Below are 18,151 nucleotides of genomic sequence, written 5' to 3'. Positions count from 1 at the left end.
CCCCCCCCCGAGTGAATGCTTCTTTTAAATATTTGTTTTTCATATTATTCCTTTTAATTTGTCGATATAATCACTCCAATATTGCATTAAGAGTTTTCTATCATTTAGTCTTAAGCTTCTATTATAAGTAGCTTTAACATTATTTCTTTCTCGATGATCTAAGCATAACTCTATAACTTCGCTATCTTGTCCATGCAAATTTTTAAATTCATAGAGCAAGGTTGAAGCTGTTGTTCTAAAACCATGAAAAACCATTTCATCCCCAAAGCCTAATCTTTTGATGGCTTGATTTAATGTGTTTTCACTCATAGTTTTGGATTTGCTTATATCACTTGGAAAAACATATTTTGAATTGTGGAATGAAAAAGGTTTGATAAATTCAAACAACTTGATCACGCTTTCACTTAGTGGCACAATAAAATCTTCTCCCCTTTTCATTTTATTTGCAGGTATAATTATCTTTAAATTTTTGAAATCTATTTCACTCCATTCTAAATTTCTGATATTAGCGCTTCGCAAAAACAAATATGGGCTGATTTGCAAGGCTACTTTTGTGAATATACTTCCATTATAATTTTCTATTGCTAATAGCAACTCTTTAAATCTTTCTTCTTTTGTGATAGCTCTAAGATTTTGTTTTTTAGGCGAGCCGTAAAGAGCTTTCATGTCTAAAATTAAAATGTTGCTATTTTCTATATATTCTTTATTTATGGCATACATTAACATTTTTTTTAAACCCAAGAAGACTCTTTTTATAGTTTCGAGTTTACCTTCTACATAAAGCTTATCAAGAACAAGAAGTATATCATTTTTGGTAAGTTCATTAATATGTTTGTCTTCGTATTTAGAAATAATATGAGTTTCTAATCTCTTCGATAAATTATAAGAAGTATTATTTTTATAAAAAACTTGACTCCATTCATTAAAAACTTCTTTTAGGGTTTTTGATTTTTTTACACCTTTATCTTGAATTTGTTCTTTGGGGTCAATTTTTTCAGCTAACATATTATTAAAAATATTTGCTTTTTCTCTTGCGCTTGACAGTGTGGTTGTTGGGTATTTTCCTATTTTAATACTTTGTATTTTTTTGTTTAACCTATATCTAAAATAAAAAAAGATAATAGTACCTTTTAGCGAATCTTTTGCTTCGATGTAGAGATTTTTTGTGCACGCATCTTTAATGTATGTTCTTTTTTTTACAATTAAAGTTTTAAGTTGCTTATCATTAACAATAAACATTTTTAATATTCCTAATGTTAAAAAGTATATGTTATTTTTGAATTTTAAAATTTAACATATATTATAACATATACTTTTAAAATTGTCAAAATTGATTATTTAAGATAATTTGAGATAATTTAAGATAATTTAAGATAATTTAAAGTATGATTTTATCATATCTTAAATGATAATTTTAGATTACTTAAGATTGCTTGGGATAATTTCAGAAAAGAAGTAATGGTGGATTTAGCAGGACTCGAACCTGCGACCAACCGGTTATGAGCCGGTTGCTCTAACCAACTGAGCTATAAATCCGCCTAAGTTGAATTAAAAGATAAAATTATATCTTATTAATGCTTAAAAATATTTTATTTAGCCTTTATATCCATCCAAAAATATCTAAAAGTGATTAAATGCTGTAAAATTCCAAAAAAAATCATAAAAATAGTAAAAGAACTTCCACCATAACTAAAAAAAGGCAAAGGGATCCCAACTACTGGTGCAAAACCTATAGTCATTGAGATATTTACTGCCGCATAAATAAAAATAAATAATGCAACACAATTAATAGCAACTCTAGTAAAATAATCATCTTTAAGTTTATAATTTAAACTAAGTAGATGAAAAATAAGTAAAATATAAAATATAATTAATGTCAATCCCCCAATAAATCCAAATCTTTCTATCATATAAGCGAAAATAAAATCACTAGTTGAAATAGGTAAAAATTTAAAATGAGTTTGCGTAGCTTCATCTTGAGATTTTCCAGTTAAACCACCATTTCCAATAGCTATCATTGATTGGGCTACTTGATAGCTTGGTTTTTCTGAAATAAAATCATGAATTCTTTGCTTTTGGTAGGGCTTTAAAAGATGTGTATAAATAATAGGAGAACTAACACTTATAGCTATAACAATACTTAACCAAATTTTATAATGAACTCCCATGATAAAAAGCACTCCAAAACCAACAAGTAGTAAAACCATAGCACTTCCTAAATCAGGTTCTTTTGCAATTAGCAAAAAAGGTAAGATGATGTAAAAGCTAAGTTTGATGAATTGTTTAAGTTTGTATCCATTTTTTGGAGGAGGATTTTGATAAATAAGATAAGCAAGCATTAAAATAAAACTAGGTTTAAAAATTTCAGAAGGTTGTATAGTAAAGTGAGTAAAAGGAATTTCAAGCCATCTTTTAGCACCTAATTTTTCAACCCCAAAAATATCTACGCTTAGCAATAAAAAAATATTAATCCAATAAGCAACTGGAATAATCCAAATAAATTTCCTTATGGGAAAGAAGAAAAAAACCATAAAAGCAAACAATCCCACACAGGCATAAACAAACTGTTTTTCTGCTAAAAAAGGATTAGCTTCAAAGATCAAGAAAAATGAAATAAGAATTATGGGTAAAAATAAAATGGGTTGCATATAGTCAAAATGAGTTAAAATTCTTCTATCTAATCTAAACAAAATTTGCCTTCAGTTAGTAATATAAAGCTATAATTATAAACTAAAATTTTAAATTTATCAAAACCTCCAAGGAAAAAATGCAAACTTTTTTAGTAGATGAAAATTCAAGGCTTGATGTGTTTTTGGCTAAAAAATTAAACCAAAGTCGCAATCAAGTTGCTTTACTTATAGAAAAAGATTGCGTACAGGTTAATTATAAAATTCAAGATAAAAATTCATTTAAGCTTAAAAATGGTGATATTATTTCTATTGTAAGTTTAAAGCTTTACGATGAGATAAAACCTCAGTTTGAAGTGGATTTTGATATTGATGTGTTATACGAAGATGAAGATTTGCTTGTTTTAAATAAACCTTCAAATTTAGTCGTTCATGGAGCAAGTAGTGTTAAAAATGCCACTTTGGTGGATTGGTTGATAGAAAAAAAATATACTTTATCAAATTTAGGAGGAGAGATAAGAGCTGGTCTTGTTCATAGATTAGATAAAGATACAAGTGGGGCTATACTAATAGCGAAAAATAATTTCACCCACCAAAGATTAAGCGAACAGCTTGCAGATAAAAGCATGGGAAGAATTTATCTTGCGTTAATTGATTTGCCACTAAAAGAAGATAAAATTATAGTAGAAAAATTTTTAATGCGTTCGCCTTCTAATGCTATTAAAAAAATAGCCATAGATAAGGAAAATAAATTCAGTAAAAATGCAAAATCAGCTTTCATAAATGTAGTAAAAACTGAAAATTTAACTCTGATGGCTGCTAAGCTTTTTACAGGAAGAACTCATCAAATTAGAGCGCATTTGGCTAGTTTAAATCGCCATATTTTGGGCGATAGTTTGTATGGTTATAAGGGTAAGTATGATTGTAGGATAATGTTGCATGCCTATTTTTTGTATTTTATCCATCCAAAAACTAAAGAGCAAATTTTTGTTAAAGCACCTTTGATGGAAGATTTTAAAAACATTATGTTTGAACAAATTAATTTAGGAGAGAATGATGAAAAGATTTCGCTTGAGTTTTTACTTGAGTTTTTTAACTCTTTTGCTTAGCGCTTGTAGTGTTTCGCAAATGAATTCGCTAGCTTCAAGTAAAGAGCCTGCCGTAAATGAAAGCTTACCAAAGGTTGAAAGTTTAAAAAGTCTTGGTGATATGAGTAATATTGCTTTTGAATGGGAGCCTTTATATAATGAAAATATCAAAGGATTTTATTTGTATCGTTCTAGTGATGAAAATCCTGATTTTAAACTTGTAGGCACTATTAAAGATAAGTTTCAAACTCATTATGTAGATACTAAATTAGAGCCTGGTACTAAGTATCGTTATATGATGAAAAGCTTTAATGAGCAAGGACAAATTTCAGAAGATGGCAAGGTTATAGAAGTGAGCACAGCTCCAAGACTTGAAGCTGTTCCTTTTATTCAAGCTGTGACCAATTTGCCTAATCGTATTAAACTTATTTGGCGTCCGCATCCTGATTTTAGGGTTGATTCTTATATTATTGAAAGAACTAAAGGTGATGATAAAGAATTTAAAAAAATTGCAGAAGTAAAAAATCGCTTAAACGCTGAATACATCGATAGTGATTTAAAACCTAATGAAAATTCAAGTTATAGAATTATTGCTGTGAGTTTTAATGGGATAAAGAGTGAGCCAAGTCAAGTTGTAAGTTCTACAAGCAAGGCTTTACCCCCTCAAGTTGAGCATTTAAGTGCTAGCACAGATGGTTCTAATAAAATCATTTTAACTTGGGATGCTCCTACGTATGAAGATTTTTCTTATTATAAAGTTTATTCTACGAGCTCAAGCTTCCTTCCTTTTAGTGTTTTGGCAAAGACTGATAAAAATTCTTATGAGGATATAGTAGAAGGAGCAGGTAAAAGCAAGTATTATAAAGTAACAATAGTGGATAAAGATGGTCTTGAAAGTCCTATGCCAAAAGATGGTGTAGAGGGTAGAACTTTAGATAATCCTTTGGCTCCTAGTATTATTTTGGCTCAAAGCACAAGCGAAGGGATAAATTTAGAATGGAGTGATAATGATACTAGAGCTGTTGAATATGAAGTAAGACGCTATGGTGGAGAGCAAAATGCAGTTTTTAAAGGCATTAAAGAAAAGCGATTAAAAGATGTAAAAGCTTTACCAGGGGTGGAATATAGTTATGAAGTTATTGCTATTGATTCGGCTGGGCTTCGTTCAGAACCTTCAAGCAAAGTTAAGGCGGCTCAGTAGTGCCAAATTTTAGAAGCAAAAAGATCAAAGAAATGAATCTGCCTTATAGCAAGGATGATGTTGAATTTCTTTGGCTTGCTAAGAATGATAATGTTAGTCTTATTTATACAAAGGTTCAAGAAGAGAGTTTTTTTCTGCAGATTAAAAAAGCACAAAATGGTTTTGTGATTAAAGGCGATAAACATACAAAACCTTCTAAAATAGGTTATCTACAAAAGGCTTTAAAAATCTTTAAAGAAGGTTTTTGTGAGGATATTATCAATGAAGCTTTTGGACTTAAAAACAATGCTTTAATTGAAAAAACACCATTTATCGTTGATAACTTTGATGAACTTTTATCTAGACTTCAAGGTAAAATTTATATAGAAATAGGCTTTGGAACAGGAAGACATTTGCTTTATCAAGCAAAAGAAAATCCAAATGTTTTAATTTTAGGGGTGGAAATTTACAATCCAGCTTTAACTCAAGTAGCTAAACTTGCTAAGGCACAAAATGTAAATAATATTTTGCTAATCCAAAGTGATGCGAGATTGTTATTGAGTGTATTAAAATCAAAATCAGTTGAAAAGATTTTTTTACATTTTCCTGTTCCTTGGGACAAAAAGCCTCATAGGCGAGTTATTGGGAAGGATTTTTGCAAAGAATGTGCTAGGGTTTTAGTTCAAAATGGTCGTTTTGAGCTTAGAACAGATAGTTTTGAGTATTTTAATTTTACTTTAGAGCAATTTTTGACTTTTCCTGCGCCAAAATTTAGTCTTAGAAAAAATGAAAATTTAGAAATTTCAAGCAAATATGAAGATAGATGGAAAAAGCAAGAAAAAAATATATATGATCTTTGGGTGTGGAATTTTAACCAAGACTGTAAAAATTATGAGTTAAATGAATTTAATCTCTCATCGGTTGAATTTTCTAGAGAGGATTTAAAAAAAATAGAGCAGAACTTTAAAAATATTACTATAAAAAAAGATGATTTTTTCTTGCATTTTGAAAGCATCTATAAACAAGATGAGAATTTGCTTTTAAAGGTTGCTTTTGGAGCTTTTAATAAGCCTGAACATTGTTATTTGCATCTTGATAAAACGATTGATTTTGCTTTTAAAGAACCATTTAAAATTCAAGAAAACATTAAAGCGGTAAATGAATTAAAAGAAATTTTAAAAGTTCAGTTTAAAATATAATTTTTCTTGAAAATTAAGCAAAAATAAAGCATAATTTAAAAATTTAAAAAGGGAAATTAAGGAAAAAGGATGCCTAATTTAATCCAAGCAAATAAACTTACTTTAGGTTATGATGAACTAGTTATTAAAGAAGCGAGTTTTGCTTTTAAGGATGATGATTTTGTTTTTATTACTGGTAAAAGTGGGAGTGGCAAGAGTACGCTTTTAAAGTCTTTTTATGGGGATTTAGAACCTATTTCTGGCAAGCTTGAAGTATGTGGATCTTTGATGAATAAAATTGGAAATTTAGAACTTTTAAAATTGCGTCAAAGAATAGGGATTATTTTTCAAGATTATAAACTTGTACAAGAATATAGTGTTGAAAAAAATGTTATGTTGCCTTTAATGATTAAAGGTTATAGTAAAAAAGTATGCCATGATCAAGCTGCTAAGCTTTTAAAGCATGTAAATTTAACTTTTAAAGCAGATAAATTGCCTAATCAACTTAGTGGTGGTGAGCAACAACGCGTCGCTATGGCTAGGGCTTTAGCTCATAATCCAAAGCTTTTGCTTTGCGATGAGCCAACGGGAAATTTGGACGAGTATTCTTCTGATATTATATGGACTCTTTTAAAGTCTGCTAGAGAACTTTTAGGAACTTGTGTTATAGTGGTAACACATAGAATTCCTAGCAATTTAAGAGTGGATTATCGTCGTTTTAATATAGAAAATGGAAAAATGAATGAAATTTTTTAAAACACATTTATCTTTAATTTTATCTTTATTGTTTATGATGTTTGCTTTTGAGTTTATTTTGATTACAAATGCAACTTTAAAACATTATGAAGAACTTGTTAATAAAGATTATAATATTATAGTTGTCAGTAAAACTGAACTTGATCAGAATGTGGTAAAAACAAAAGTACCATTTTTTGCTGGACTTGAATCTTTAGATCCTAAGGATTTAATCGATCGTTTGAAAAATGATGTTTCTGAAAAGAATTTGAAAGTTTTAAAAGATTCTCTGCCAAAATTTTATACTTTAAAATTAAATTCTTTGCCTGATCAAAATGAACTAAATTCAATTAAAAATCAACTTTTAAATATTGTAGGTGTTAGCAGGGTTGAAACTTTTTCCAAAACCCATGATAAGATATATTCCTTACTTATTTTGATGAAATTTGTTTTTTGGTTATTTTTATTTATCATTATTTTACTTGCCTTTGTTTTGTTTTTAAAACAGATGAGAATTTGGCTTTATGAACATACCGATCGTATTGAAATTATGTGTTTATTTGGAGCTCCGTTTTGGTTTAGATCTTTTATGCTTTATAAGGTAGTTGTGGTTGATTGTTTTATTGCTTTTATTATTTTGCTTGCCTTTTTTACCCAAATTTTTGATCTTTCTATTATCCAAGAAAGCTTAAAGGCTGTAGATATTATTTTTCCACCTATTAATTTTATTTTACATTTGACTTTAATTTTTTTAGCTACTTTGTTTATTTGCTTGTTGTGTGTAAATACGGTTATGTTTAAGGTTAAAAGATGAGAAAAAACATTCTTATCTTTTTTTGTTTTTTTTTATTTGTTGATATAAGTTTAGCAAATGCTATAAATGAAAAAACAAAAAGTTTAGAAGAAAATAAACGTATACAAGAACAGCTAAACAAAAAACTTGAAGATTTGGCTAGTGATATTTTAAATGGTGAAAAAAGTTTGAAAGACTTAAGCTTACAAATTGAAGGCTTAAATTCACAAACTTCTAAGCTTGAAGCAAGCGCTAAGGCTCAAAATCAAGAGTTAAACACCCTTACAAGCCAAAATGAAGATTTGCTTAAAAGTAAATCAAATATGGAAAGTAAGCTTATATCTTTAATGGCTAAAGATTTTGCTTATGATTTACCTATCCCTCAAGGCTATATTGAAAGTGAAGAAAGTTTTATGGCTTTTGAAATTTTAGGAAGTTTAAACAAAGTTTTAAATGAAGAAATTTTAAAAATTTCTAAAGATTATGAGGGAGTAAATAGGCTTATTGATGATAAACAAGCTCAGATTAAGAAAATCAATGATAGTCTTAAGGATTACAACGCTCAATTAGCTAAACTTCAAAGTTTAAAACAAAAACAAATTAGCGAAATCAACAAACAAAAAACAGATCGAACTATATATGCAAAAAAACTTGATGACTTACAAGCTCAGCAAGAAGAGCTTAGAAAAACATTAAATCAATTAAAAATTATTAATGATAAAGAAAATGTAAATTCAAGCAAAAATGATACTAAAATAGTAAAAAATAATCAACAAATAAGGCAATTAGGTTCAAGCTATCAAGGAGGTTCAGTCAAGCGTTACACAGGAAAAAAAACCATAGCTCCATTGGATTCTTTTACTGTGAAGCAAAAATTTGGAAATTATGTTGATCCTGTTTACAATCTTAAAATTTTTAACGAGAATGTAGTTTTAAGAAGCAATAAAAGCGATGCAGTTGTTAAAAATGTGCTAGATGGAAAAATAGTTTTTGCCAAAGATACTAGTATGTTAGCTCGAGTTGTTATTGTTGAACATGATAATGGCATACATACAATATACGCACATTTAGATAAGATTGCTCCTAATATTAAAGTTGGTAAGAATATTAAAAAAGGTGCCGTAGTGGGTAGAATAAAAAATGATCTTACTTTTGAAGTAACTCAAAAAAATTTTCATATCAATCCTTTGGAACTCATTAGCTTAAATTAGCTAAATTTAATGGAATTTAAAATATAATTTCAAGTTAAATAAGGAGAAATAATGCAAGAGAGAAAAAGAGTTTTAGTAAAATTTTCAGGAGAGGCTTTAGCAGGTGAAAATGGCTTTGGCATAGAAAATTCTATTTTAAAATTCATAGCTTCAGAGATTAAAGAACTTGTAAAAAATCAAATAGAAGTAGGCATAGTTATAGGTGGTGGCAATATTATTCGTGGAGTAAGTGCTGCTAAGGGCGGATTGATTAAAAGGACAAGTGGCGATCATATGGGAATGCTTGCTACGGTTATCAATGCTATTGCCATTCAAGAAGCCTTGGAAAGCTCTGGGCTTGAAGTGAGGGTTCAAAGTGCTATTCAGATGGAAGCATTTTGTGAAACTTATATTATGAGAAGAGCACAAAGACACTTAGAAAAGGGTCGTGTTGTGGTTTTTGCTGCAGGCACTGGAAATCCTTATTTTACTACAGATACAACAGCTATTTTAAGAGCTGTAGAAATTGATGCAGATATGGTAATAAAAGCTACAAAAGTTAATGGAGTTTATGATAAAGATCCAAAAAAATTTGATGATGCAGTATTTTTAAATACTTTAAGTTATGATGAGGCTATGCAAGATAATATTAAAGTGATGGATGATACAGCGATAGCTTTAGCTAAAGACAACAAACTTCCTATAGTGGTTTGTAATATGTTTGAAGAGGGTAATTTGCTTAAAATTATACAAGGTGATACTAGCCTTTGTTCAATCGTTAAAAATAATTAAGGAGAAAATTATGGATAAAAGAATAGAAGAAGTAGCGGCAAAAGCTTTGGAAAAAATGGGCAATGATAGATATCGTCTTTCTTTAGTGGTGGCAAAAAGAGCAGAGCAATTAGCAAATGGTGCGACTCCTTTAGTGGATTTTGATAAAAATAAAAATAAACTTGCAGATATAGCTTTATATGAAATTGCAGAAAATAAAATCACTTTAGAGGGTTTAGTTGAAACCAATCGATGAAGAATTATTACTTGAACAATTAATCGATAATGTAAAAAATTGTAAAGATTTAGAAGCTGCTAAGGTTTTACTTTTCGAAATTTGTGGCCATGATGCCATTCTTGAAAAAGCAGTAGATTACTGTATATTTTGCCATGAAGGGCAGTTTAGAAAAAGTGGAGAGCCTTATGCGGTACATCCTATTTTAGTAGCAACACTGGTTGGATTTTTAAGTGAAAATAAAAGCAATATTTTAGCTGCTTTATTGCATGATGTGATCGAAGATACAAACTGCACCGAAGAAGAACTTAGAGAGCAGTTTGGTTCTGAGGTTTTAAAACTTGTTTTAGGGCTTACTAAAATTATAGAAATTAGAGAAGATAATCTCATTTCATCAAAATCTAAAAAAAGTTTAACTAAATCAGCCTTGACTTTCAGAAATATGCTTTTAGCAAGCATTGAAGATGTTGGGGTTTTGATTGTGAAGTTATGCGATAGGTTGCATAATATGCTTACTCTTGATATTCTAAGAGAAGATAAGCAAAAAAGAATCAGCGAAGAAACTTTAGTTGTATATGCCCCAATAGCTCATAGACTTGGTATTTCAAGCATAAAAAATTATTTGGAAGATCTTAGTTTTAAATATCTTATGCCAGATGAGTATAAGCTTATTGACAATTATATCAATTCCAATAATCAAGAAATGCAATTAGGTTTAAATGAATTTATTTCCAAAATCGAACTTTTATTTTTGAGCAATGGCTTTAGACAAGGTAGTTTTGAAATTCAAAAACGCATTAAGCATAGTTATTCTATTTATCTTAAAATGCAAAGAAAAGGCATTGGTATTGAAGAAGTTCTTGATTTACTTGGGGTAAGAATTTTGGTTGAAAAAGTAAGTGATTGTTACTTGGCTTTGGGAATTTTACATACGCATTTTAATCCCTTGGTTTCGCGTTTTAAGGATTATATAGCCTTGCCTAAACAAAATGGTTATCAAACCATACATACCACACTTTTTGATACTAAAAGTATTATAGAAGCACAAATTCGAACTTTTGATATGCATAAAATTGCGGAATTTGGTATAGCAGCGCATTGGAAATATAAAGAAGATGGCAGCGTGGTTGCACCTCGTCTTGATTGGCTTACAGATATTTCAATGCAAAGTATAAACAATCTTGAAAATGCAGAAGATTATAATGCTATTGAACTTTATGAATATGCTAAAGATAGTCTTTATGTTGAAGATGTTGCAGTTTATTCTCCTAAGGGAGAAATTTTCACTTTGCCTCGTGGTGCAACGGTTCTTGATTTTGCTTATGAAGTGCATACCAAAGTAGGGCTTCATGCAAAAAGCGCTTATGTAAATCGTATTAAAGTGCCTTTGTTAACTGAGCTTAAAAATGGCGATATTGTGCGAGTGGTTACTAGCAATGATAAATTTTATCGCTGTTCTTGGATAGATAGTGTTAAAACAGGAAAAGCAAAAGCAAGTATAAGGGAATTTTGTAAGCAAAAAATCAGAGAGATTAATCTAGCAAGTTCTATTAATATGTTAAGTTTTATTTTTGGAGTTGATAAAAACAGAATTGAAACTTGGATAGAAAAAGAAAATTTAGCCAGACGTATTAGACAAGTAGCAACAGATAGTGCTTATTTGAAAGATATAGTTAATGGTCTTAAAAAATACGCCAAGAAGTCATATTGGTTTGATAAATATGAGATTAAAGAACAAAAAATAGGAAATTTTACTCTATATTGTAACCATAAAATTGCTAATGTGGATTTTGATTTTTGCTGCCATCCAAAAAGAGGTGATGCTGTTTTAGCTTTTGTTAAAGGTGGTAACGCTATTGTCCATCATAAGCTTTGCGATAGAGCTGATAAAATGATAGATAATAATCAAGATATGGTATTTATAAAATGGGATTCTAACATCCCTAAATCTTATAAATTGATTTTTTCTTTGGAAAATAAAAAAGGTGTTTTAGCGGAATTTTTGGCATTTTTAGCTAAAATGCAGATAAATCTATTAACAATTAATTTATCAAGTGATTTAAATTCGGCGGTAGATTATTTTGAGATTACAATGGAAATTCCTGATAATATCAATCCAGATAGTGTCAAGGATAGGTTAAAATCTCGTTGTAAAATTTTAGATTTTACATCTTTAAATGATGCTTATAAAGAAGGTTAAAAAGGTTTATTATGGATATAAAAAAAATATTAGCAGAAGTTAAGCGTGGCTGTGCAGAGCTTATTGATGAAGAAAGAATAGAAAATTTAATTAAAAATTATTATGAAAAGGGTGAAAATTTCTTTATAAAGGCAGGGTTTGATCCTACAGCGCCTGATTTACATTTAGGCCATAGTGTGGTTTTAACAAAAATGGCTTTTTTGCAAAAACATGGAGCTATTGTGCAGTTTTTGATTGGAGATTTTACGGGACAAATTGGCGATCCAAGTGGAAAAAGTGCAACGCGTAAAAAGCTGGATAAAGAGCAAGTTTTAATCAATGCTAAAACTTATGAAACGCAGGTTTTTAAGGTTTTGGATAAAGAAAAAACACAGATTAAGTTTAATTCTACTTGGCTTAATGAACTTGGAGCTACGGGTATAGTAGAGCTTACTTCAACTTTTAGTGTAGCTAGAATGCTTGAGCGTGACGATTTTACCAAGAGATTTAAAGAGCAAAGCCCTATTTCGATTTGCGAGTTTTTGTATCCTTTACTTCAAGGATATGATAGCGTGGCTTTAAAAAGCGATATTGAAATGGGCGGAACGGATCAAAAATTTAATCTTTTAATGGGAAGACAGCTTCAAAGGGTTTATAACATAGGAAAAGAACAAGCTGTGATTATGATGCCTTTACTCGAAGGTTTAGATGGTGTAAACAAAATGAGTAAGAGTTTAAATAATTACATTGGTGTTACAGAAAAAGCTAATGATATGTATGCTAAAATTTTAAGTATTAGCGATGAATTGATGTTTAGATATTATGAACTTTTAAGTCAAAAAAGCCTAGAAGAAATCGCGCAAATAAAAAAAGATATAGAACAAGGCAATTTACATCCTAAAAAAGCTAAAGAAAATTTAGCTTTAGAGATTACGGAGCGTTTTCACTCCAAAGAAGAGGCTAATAATGCTAAGTCTGAATTTGATAGGATTCATTCTCAAAATGCTTTACCAAGTGATATGGCTGAGTTTGAAATACAAGGAAAAATTTGGCTTGCTAAGGCTTTGGTTGAATGTGGTTTGGAAAGTTCTACTTCTGCAGCAAGAAGAAGCATCATCGCTAATGCAGTAAGTGTAAATTCTCAAAAAGTTAGCGACGAGCAAATGCATTTAGAACAAGGAGAATACATCTTACAAATAGGTAAAAGAAAATTTGCAAAATTAAAGGTAAAAGAATGAATTTACAACCCTTACAAATAGGAAAACATACTATAAAATATCCCATTTTTCAAGGGGGAATGGGACTAGGCATAAGCTGGGATAGATTAGCTTCTGCAGTTTCTTTAAATGGTGGACTTGGGATCATTTCTTCTGTGGGAACAGGATATTATGAAGAAAGAAAGTATGCGAGTAAAGAATTAAACGCTAAGCCTTATGGAAGTGAAAATTTTTACTCACGCAAGGGTTTGCAAGCTTTAATTAATAATGCAAGAAAAGTTTGTGGCGATGCACCTTTGGGGTGTAATATCTTATGTGCAAGTAATGATTATGCAAGAATAGCACGCGATGCTTGTGAGGTTGGTTTTAATGTGATTGTTTCAGGCGCTGGACTTCCTACAAATTTACCTGAATTTACTGTAGATTTTCCTGATGTGGCTTTAGTGCCTATTATTTCATCTGCAAAGGCTTTAAAAATTATTTGCAAAAGATGGCAAAGCCGTTACAACCGCCTACCTGATGCAGTGGTTTTAGAAGGGCCAAAAAGTGGAGGTCATCAAGGTTTTACTTATGAGCAGTGCTTAGATCCAAATTATCAACTAGAAAAATTAATCACTCCTGTGGTAGAAGAGGCTAAAAATTGGGGATCTTTTCCTGTGATTGCTGCAGGTGGAATTTGGGATAAAAAAGATATAGAAAACGCTATTTCTTTAGGAGCTAGTGGTGTTCAAATGGGAACGCGTTTCATAGGAACTTTTGAATGTGATGCAAGTGAAGAGTTTAAAAGCGTTTTGCTAGCTTCTAAAGAAGAAGATATAGAGCTTATTAAATCTCCTGTGGGCTATCCTGCTCGTGGAGTTAGAACCAATCTTTTAAATTTGGTAGATAAAAGAATGGGCCCAAAGATCAATTGTATAAGCAATTGTGTAGCACCTTGTGGACGCGGAAAAGAGGCGACTAAAGTAGGGTATTGTATAGCAGATAGGCTTTTTGATGCATGGTCAGGTAAAAAAGAAACAGGACTTTTCTTTACAGGTGCAAATGGATATCGTTTAGATAAACTTATCAGCGTTAAAGAACTTATGGAAAAATTGGTTAATGGTGAATAATGGCTAAAATTTTTGTATTTTTAGTATTTGTTTTTACAACTCTTTTTGGAGCTTATGAAAATGAACTTGCAAATTTCGATAAAAATTTTATCGGTTCTAAAAGCGAAGTGCAAGTAAAATTTCATCATCAGCTCAAAAGCCTTTATATACAAAGTGTTATCAATGAAGATGAAAAAACTAAAATTGAAATCTTAAAAAGATTGATCATCAGTTCAAATACTTTAAATTTAGACGACAAGTCATATGCTAATGAGTTAAAAGAAAGTGGTATAAGTGAAGCAAGTATCAATGCTTTAAGAAAGGCTGTTATTAAAGATATTAAGGTTCAAAATATTTCTCAAGATACTGAAAAATCAACTTTTAAACCTGTAAAAACAGTTCAAAAAAGTGAAAAAAAATCACCTAATGAACAAATAAAAAATATAGAAAAAATAGATTCTAAAACTTCACAAGAGCCAAAGAGTAGTATCGTTTCTAAAACAAAAAGTGATGATAAAATTTATGTTTTAAGGTCAAGTAAAACAAGCCAAGGTGTAGAGCTTGAATTAAATACAAATTTAGATAAGAATCAATTAAAAAGTTTTGCTTTAGATGAAAAAGGAAACTATCGTTTTATTAGTGATTTTGATGGGGTTTTAGAAGGAGGTAAAAAAGAGTTTAAATTTGATGACTATCGTTTAGTGATTTCACAATTTAATCCCAAAACCATACGCATAGTGGTTTATGCTAAAGAAAAAATTCCTATTGATATATCTTTTAAAGAAGAAAAAATAATTTTTTCAAAAGAAATTACTAGCCAAAAAAAGACCGAGCAAGTTAGTAAAATTTCAGAGAAAAAGCAAGATCAAAAAATAGAAATTAAAGCCAAAGTTTTAGAAACAAAAAAACAAGATAAAAAAACCAATAACGAAAAAGAAGATCAAGGACCTTTATATGTTTTAGATGTGGATAAAATTTCTAACGCTGTGGTGTTAAATTTGAGCGATGATTTGGATGAAAAAGAAATAGCAATATTTGAAACCAAAGATCAAAAATTCCGATATGTTGTAAGTTTTAAAGGTGTGTTAGAAGGTAATAGAAAAAGCTTTACCTTTGGACAAAATACAATTGTCGTTACGCAATATAATCCAAAAATTGTTCGTGTGGTTTTGAGTGCTCCTAAAGAATTTAAACTTTTAAAAAAGTTGGATAATAGAAATCTCACTTTAGGTTTTCATGCGCAAACTTCAAGTCAAAATGTAGATAAAAAAGCAACTCAAAGTTTTAATAAAACCTTAAGTACGAGATACAAATCAGGAAAACTTATAGTTATCGATTCGGGGCATGGTGGAAAAGATAGCGGTGCTCTAAGTGATAAAAAAGGAAGTTTAAAAGAAAAAGATATAGTTTTAAGCGCGGCTTTAAAACTTGGAAATGAACTTAAAAAACGTGGTTATAAAGTGCTTTACACTAGAAGTTCGGATAAATTTATCAATCTTCGCGATAGAACTAAATATGCTAATGATAAAAGAGCGGATTTGTTTATCTCTATACATGCTAATGCAGCACCCAATGCTGCCAAGGCTAAAAGTAGCGAAGGCGTGGAAACTTTCTTTTTAAGTCCTGCAAGAAGCGAAAGAAGTAAAAAAGCAGCAGAAAAAGAAAATCAAGGAGATTTTGAAGAGATTAATTATTTCTCAAAACAAAGTATTTTAAATTTCTTAAATCGTGAAAAAATCGTTGCTTCAAATAAACTAGCCATTGATGTACAAAAAAATATACTCATTCAAACACGCAAAAAGTATAAAATTGTAGACGGCGGTGTAAGAGAAGCACCTTTTTGGGTTTTAGTGGGTGCGCAAATGCCTGCAATTTTGATTGAAATTGGCTATATTACACATCCAAATGAAGGTAAAAGAATCGCCAATAAAGCTTTTCAAGATTTATTGGTTAAGGGTATTGCTGATGGAGTTGAGAGTTATTTTTATAACAACCGATGAAAAAAGCTAAACTAATTTTTAAGGATAATACTCCTTTTTCTTTGGATTTTGATGATTTTTATTTTAATTCCAAAGATGGCTTAAATGAAAGCAAATTTGTTTACACTCATTCTTTTGAATGGAAAAATCAAGAAAATTTCATTATCGCAGAGAGTGGTTTTGGTATAGGTTTAAATTTTTTTCTTACTTTGAAACGCTTTTTAGAAACCACTCCTTCTAAGCGTCCCAAAAAACTTTTTTATATCAGTATAGAAGCTTTTTATATCGAAAAAGAACAATTAAAAGAAATTTATCAAAAACTAGGATTTTATGAAGAGTTTAAAGAGTTTTTAGAGCAATTTTTAAAATTTTATCCTAAAGCTAAAGAAGGAATTTATCGTTTTTATTTTGAAGATTGTTTTTTAGATCTTGTTTTTGAAGATATTGCTATTTTAAAAGAATTGGATTTTAAAGCTGATGTTTGGTATTTAGATGGATTTTCTCCAAATAAAAACTCACAAATGTTTGATGAAAATTTAATTTTTGAAGTGGCAAGACTTTCTAAAAAAAATGCACAAATTTGCACCTTTTCTTCGGCAAGTTTTTTACAAAAAAATTTAAAAAAATATGGCTTTAGAGTAGAAAAAACCAAAGGTTTTAGAAAAAGAGAAATGATTAAAGCTTATTTGGAAAATGAACTTGAGTTTAAAGATAAAGAAGCGTATTTTTCAAGAACATTTTCATCTTTAAAAAATAAAAAAGTAGCTATTATTGGTGCAGGTATATCAAGTGCTGTTTTAGCTTATGAGCTTAGTTTAAGGGGTTTTGAAATAGATGTTTTTGAAAAACATTTAGAATTAGGCAAGGGTGCAAGCGGAAATGAAAGTGGAATTTTAAGCTCTTTAATCTTAAAGCCTAAGGTAAATTTAGGGGAGTTTTCAGAGCTTTCTTTTATAGAGGCAAGTCGTTTTTATAGACAAATTTTAGATTTAGAATTTAAGGGTGTAGTCGAGTTTGCACATAATGATTTGATGCAAGAAAGATTTGACACACAAAGAGAAAATGTTTTGCTTAAAATTTCAAAAAATCAAGCTTTTTTAGAAGATGGTGGAGTGATTTTTCCAAAAAATTTGGTTAAAAATCTTTTTGAAAAAAGTAAAGCTTGTATATATTTTAATCATGAATTTCAAGCTTATAAATTTGAAAATGAGTGTTTTGCTTTAAAATTTAAAAATAATATTGTTAAAAGTGATTATGCGGTTTTGATTTATGCTATGGGTGCAGATACAAAAGATTTTGTTTTTTATGATGAGATGAAATTAAGCAAAGTAAGAGGTCAAGTTACACATCTAAAACCTTTTTTAGACTCTCCATTTCCTTTATCTTCTAAGGCTTATATTTGCCCTATAAAAGATGATTTGCAAGTGATTGGAGCAAGTTATGATAGGCTTGATACAAGTTTAGAATCAAAAGAAGAAGATGATAAACAAAATATAGAAAATATAGCCGAATTTATAGATAAAAATACAAAATTAGAAATCATAGGTTCTAAGGTAGGTTTTAGATCTTATTCGAGTGATCGCTTTATGATAGTTGGAAATGCTTATGATGAAGTGTTTTATAAAGAAGAATATAAAGCTTTATTATGGACAAAAAACAAGGAGCAAAAACCAGCTAAAATGTCTTGTAATTTGTATTTTAATTTTGCTCATGGATCAAGGGGTTTTAGCACAAGTGTTTTAGCGGCAAGGTATTTGTGTGCATTGATAAATAATGAACCCTTGTGTTTAGAAAAAAAATACATCCACGCTATTCACCCTGCAAGATTTTTGATTCGCAAACTCAAAAAAGGCTTATGATTAAACTTTAATTAAGATTGATACTAATATTT

At 29.8% G+C, this 18,151-nt stretch carries 15 protein-coding genes and 1 tRNA gene; 13 read left to right on the top strand and 3 right to left on the bottom strand.

The window, feature by feature from the left end:
• Positions 1 to 39: 39 nt before the first annotated feature.
• The 3 genes from AJ939_RS09915 to AJ939_RS09905 all read right to left on the bottom strand — a co-directional run bounded on the left by AJ939_RS09915 (position 40) and on the right by AJ939_RS09905 (position 2,690).
• Positions 40 to 1,239, bottom strand: a complete 1,200-nt coding sequence (locus AJ939_RS09915) for a tyrosine-type recombinase/integrase (protein ID WP_070283449.1) — start codon at positions 1,237 to 1,239, stop codon at positions 40 to 42.
• A 220-nt stretch (positions 1,240 to 1,459) separates the two neighbouring features.
• Positions 1,460 to 1,536, bottom strand: a tRNA-Ile gene (locus AJ939_RS09910).
• A 53-nt stretch (positions 1,537 to 1,589) separates the two neighbouring features.
• Entirely contained in the window at positions 1,590 to 2,690 is a 1,101-nt protein-coding gene (locus tag AJ939_RS09905; protein WP_044780131.1) for an FtsW/RodA/SpoVE family cell cycle protein, read from the bottom strand.
• Between the two features lie 77 nt (positions 2,691 to 2,767).
• Between AJ939_RS09905 and AJ939_RS09900 the strand changes: the two genes are divergently transcribed.
• The 13 genes from AJ939_RS09900 (at position 2,768) to mnmC (ending at position 18,119) form a co-directional block, all read left to right on the top strand.
• On the top strand, positions 2,768 to 3,736 hold the full coding sequence (locus tag AJ939_RS09900) for an RluA family pseudouridine synthase (protein ID WP_070210338.1): 969 nt from the start codon (positions 2,768 to 2,770) through the stop codon (positions 3,734 to 3,736).
• The gene (locus AJ939_RS09895) at positions 3,681 to 4,916 is read left to right on the top strand and encodes a fibronectin type III domain-containing protein (RefSeq protein ID WP_079860350.1); all 1,236 of its coding nucleotides are present in this window, start codon (positions 3,681 to 3,683) and stop codon (positions 4,914 to 4,916) included. The genes AJ939_RS09900 and AJ939_RS09895 overlap by 56 nt, the downstream gene beginning before the upstream one ends.
• Positions 4,916 to 6,094 carry a tRNA (guanosine(46)-N7)-methyltransferase TrmB gene (gene trmB, locus AJ939_RS09890; protein WP_070276721.1) on the top strand — a complete coding sequence of 393 codons (1,179 nt, stop codon included), beginning with the start codon at positions 4,916 to 4,918 and terminating at the stop codon, positions 6,092 to 6,094. Before AJ939_RS09895 ends, trmB begins: the two co-directional genes overlap by 1 nt.
• A 69-nt stretch (positions 6,095 to 6,163) precedes the next feature.
• The gene (locus AJ939_RS09885) at positions 6,164 to 6,829 is read left to right on the top strand and encodes a cell division ATP-binding protein FtsE (protein WP_002856386.1); all 666 of its coding nucleotides are present in this window, start codon (positions 6,164 to 6,166) and stop codon (positions 6,827 to 6,829) included.
• Positions 6,816 to 7,622, top strand: coding sequence for an FtsX-like permease family protein (locus AJ939_RS09880; RefSeq protein WP_070210335.1), 807 nt, complete (start codon positions 6,816 to 6,818; stop codon positions 7,620 to 7,622). Before AJ939_RS09885 ends, AJ939_RS09880 begins: the two co-directional genes overlap by 14 nt.
• Positions 7,619 to 8,812: a murein hydrolase activator EnvC family protein gene (locus AJ939_RS09875; RefSeq protein ID WP_070210334.1), complete on the top strand. Its 1,194-nt coding sequence runs from the start codon at positions 7,619 to 7,621 to the stop codon at positions 8,810 to 8,812. The genes AJ939_RS09880 and AJ939_RS09875 overlap by 4 nt, the downstream gene beginning before the upstream one ends.
• Positions 8,813 to 8,863: 51 nt before the next feature.
• Complete coding sequence (gene pyrH / locus AJ939_RS09870) at positions 8,864 to 9,583, top strand: UMP kinase (RefSeq protein WP_002871033.1); 720 nt, start codon at positions 8,864 to 8,866, stop codon at positions 9,581 to 9,583.
• A gap of 10 nt (positions 9,584 to 9,593) precedes the next feature.
• Positions 9,594 to 9,818 (top strand): DNA-directed RNA polymerase subunit omega, encoded by a 225-nt coding sequence (locus AJ939_RS09865; protein WP_002853464.1) that lies wholly within the window; start codon positions 9,594 to 9,596, stop codon positions 9,816 to 9,818.
• Positions 9,802 to 11,997, top strand: a complete 2,196-nt coding sequence (locus AJ939_RS09860) for a RelA/SpoT family protein (RefSeq protein WP_052949229.1) — start codon at positions 9,802 to 9,804, stop codon at positions 11,995 to 11,997. The genes AJ939_RS09865 and AJ939_RS09860 overlap by 17 nt, the downstream gene beginning before the upstream one ends.
• Positions 11,998 to 12,008: 11 nt before the next feature.
• Positions 12,009 to 13,214, top strand: coding sequence for a tyrosine--tRNA ligase (gene tyrS, locus AJ939_RS09855; RefSeq protein WP_070276719.1), 1,206 nt, complete (start codon positions 12,009 to 12,011; stop codon positions 13,212 to 13,214).
• Positions 13,211 to 14,302 (top strand): nitronate monooxygenase, encoded by a 1,092-nt coding sequence (locus tag AJ939_RS09850; protein WP_044780125.1) that lies wholly within the window; start codon positions 13,211 to 13,213, stop codon positions 14,300 to 14,302. Before tyrS ends, AJ939_RS09850 begins: the two co-directional genes overlap by 4 nt.
• Complete coding sequence (locus AJ939_RS09845; RefSeq protein ID WP_070276717.1) at positions 14,302 to 16,281, top strand: N-acetylmuramoyl-L-alanine amidase; 1,980 nt, start codon at positions 14,302 to 14,304, stop codon at positions 16,279 to 16,281. Before AJ939_RS09850 ends, AJ939_RS09845 begins: the two co-directional genes overlap by 1 nt.
• Positions 16,278 to 18,119, top strand: coding sequence for a bifunctional tRNA (5-methylaminomethyl-2-thiouridine)(34)-methyltransferase MnmD/FAD-dependent 5-carboxymethylaminomethyl-2-thiouridine(34) oxidoreductase MnmC (mnmC, locus tag AJ939_RS09840; protein ID WP_070276715.1), 1,842 nt, complete (start codon positions 16,278 to 16,280; stop codon positions 18,117 to 18,119). The genes AJ939_RS09845 and mnmC overlap by 4 nt, the downstream gene beginning before the upstream one ends.
• Positions 18,120 to 18,151: the final 32 nt, after the last annotated feature.

The sequence above is a fragment of the Campylobacter sp. BCW_6889 genome (genome assembly GCF_001762535.1).
Lineage (GTDB): Bacteria > Campylobacterota > Campylobacteria > Campylobacterales > Campylobacteraceae > Campylobacter_D > Campylobacter_D jejuni.
Note: the sequence above shows the minus strand (reverse complement) of the source record. Positions and strands in the feature narration are given on the sequence as shown.

Coding starts and splice junctions, on each gene's coding strand:
- AJ939_RS09915 (WP_070283449.1), bottom strand. CDS start 1,239: ATGTTTATTGTTAATGATAAGCAACTTAAAACTTTAATTGTAAAAAAA.
- AJ939_RS09900 (WP_070210338.1), top strand. CDS start 2,768: ATGCAAACTTTTTTAGTAGATGAAAATTCAAGGCTTGATGTGTTTTTG.
- AJ939_RS09895 (WP_079860350.1), top strand. CDS start 3,681: ATGATGAAAAGATTTCGCTTGAGTTTTTACTTGAGTTTTTTAACTCTT.
- AJ939_RS09885 (WP_002856386.1), top strand. CDS start 6,164: ATGCCTAATTTAATCCAAGCAAATAAACTTACTTTAGGTTATGATGAA.
- AJ939_RS09880 (WP_070210335.1), top strand. CDS start 6,816: ATGAAATTTTTTAAAACACATTTATCTTTAATTTTATCTTTATTGTTT.
- AJ939_RS09875 (WP_070210334.1), top strand. CDS start 7,619: ATGAGAAAAAACATTCTTATCTTTTTTTGTTTTTTTTTATTTGTTGAT.
- pyrH (WP_002871033.1), top strand. CDS start 8,864: ATGCAAGAGAGAAAAAGAGTTTTAGTAAAATTTTCAGGAGAGGCTTTA.
- AJ939_RS09865 (WP_002853464.1), top strand. CDS start 9,594: ATGGATAAAAGAATAGAAGAAGTAGCGGCAAAAGCTTTGGAAAAAATG.
- tyrS (WP_070276719.1), top strand. CDS start 12,009: ATGGATATAAAAAAAATATTAGCAGAAGTTAAGCGTGGCTGTGCAGAG.
- AJ939_RS09850 (WP_044780125.1), top strand. CDS start 13,211: ATGAATTTACAACCCTTACAAATAGGAAAACATACTATAAAATATCCC.
- AJ939_RS09845 (WP_070276717.1), top strand. CDS start 14,302: ATGGCTAAAATTTTTGTATTTTTAGTATTTGTTTTTACAACTCTTTTT.
- mnmC (WP_070276715.1), top strand. CDS start 16,278: ATGAAAAAAGCTAAACTAATTTTTAAGGATAATACTCCTTTTTCTTTG.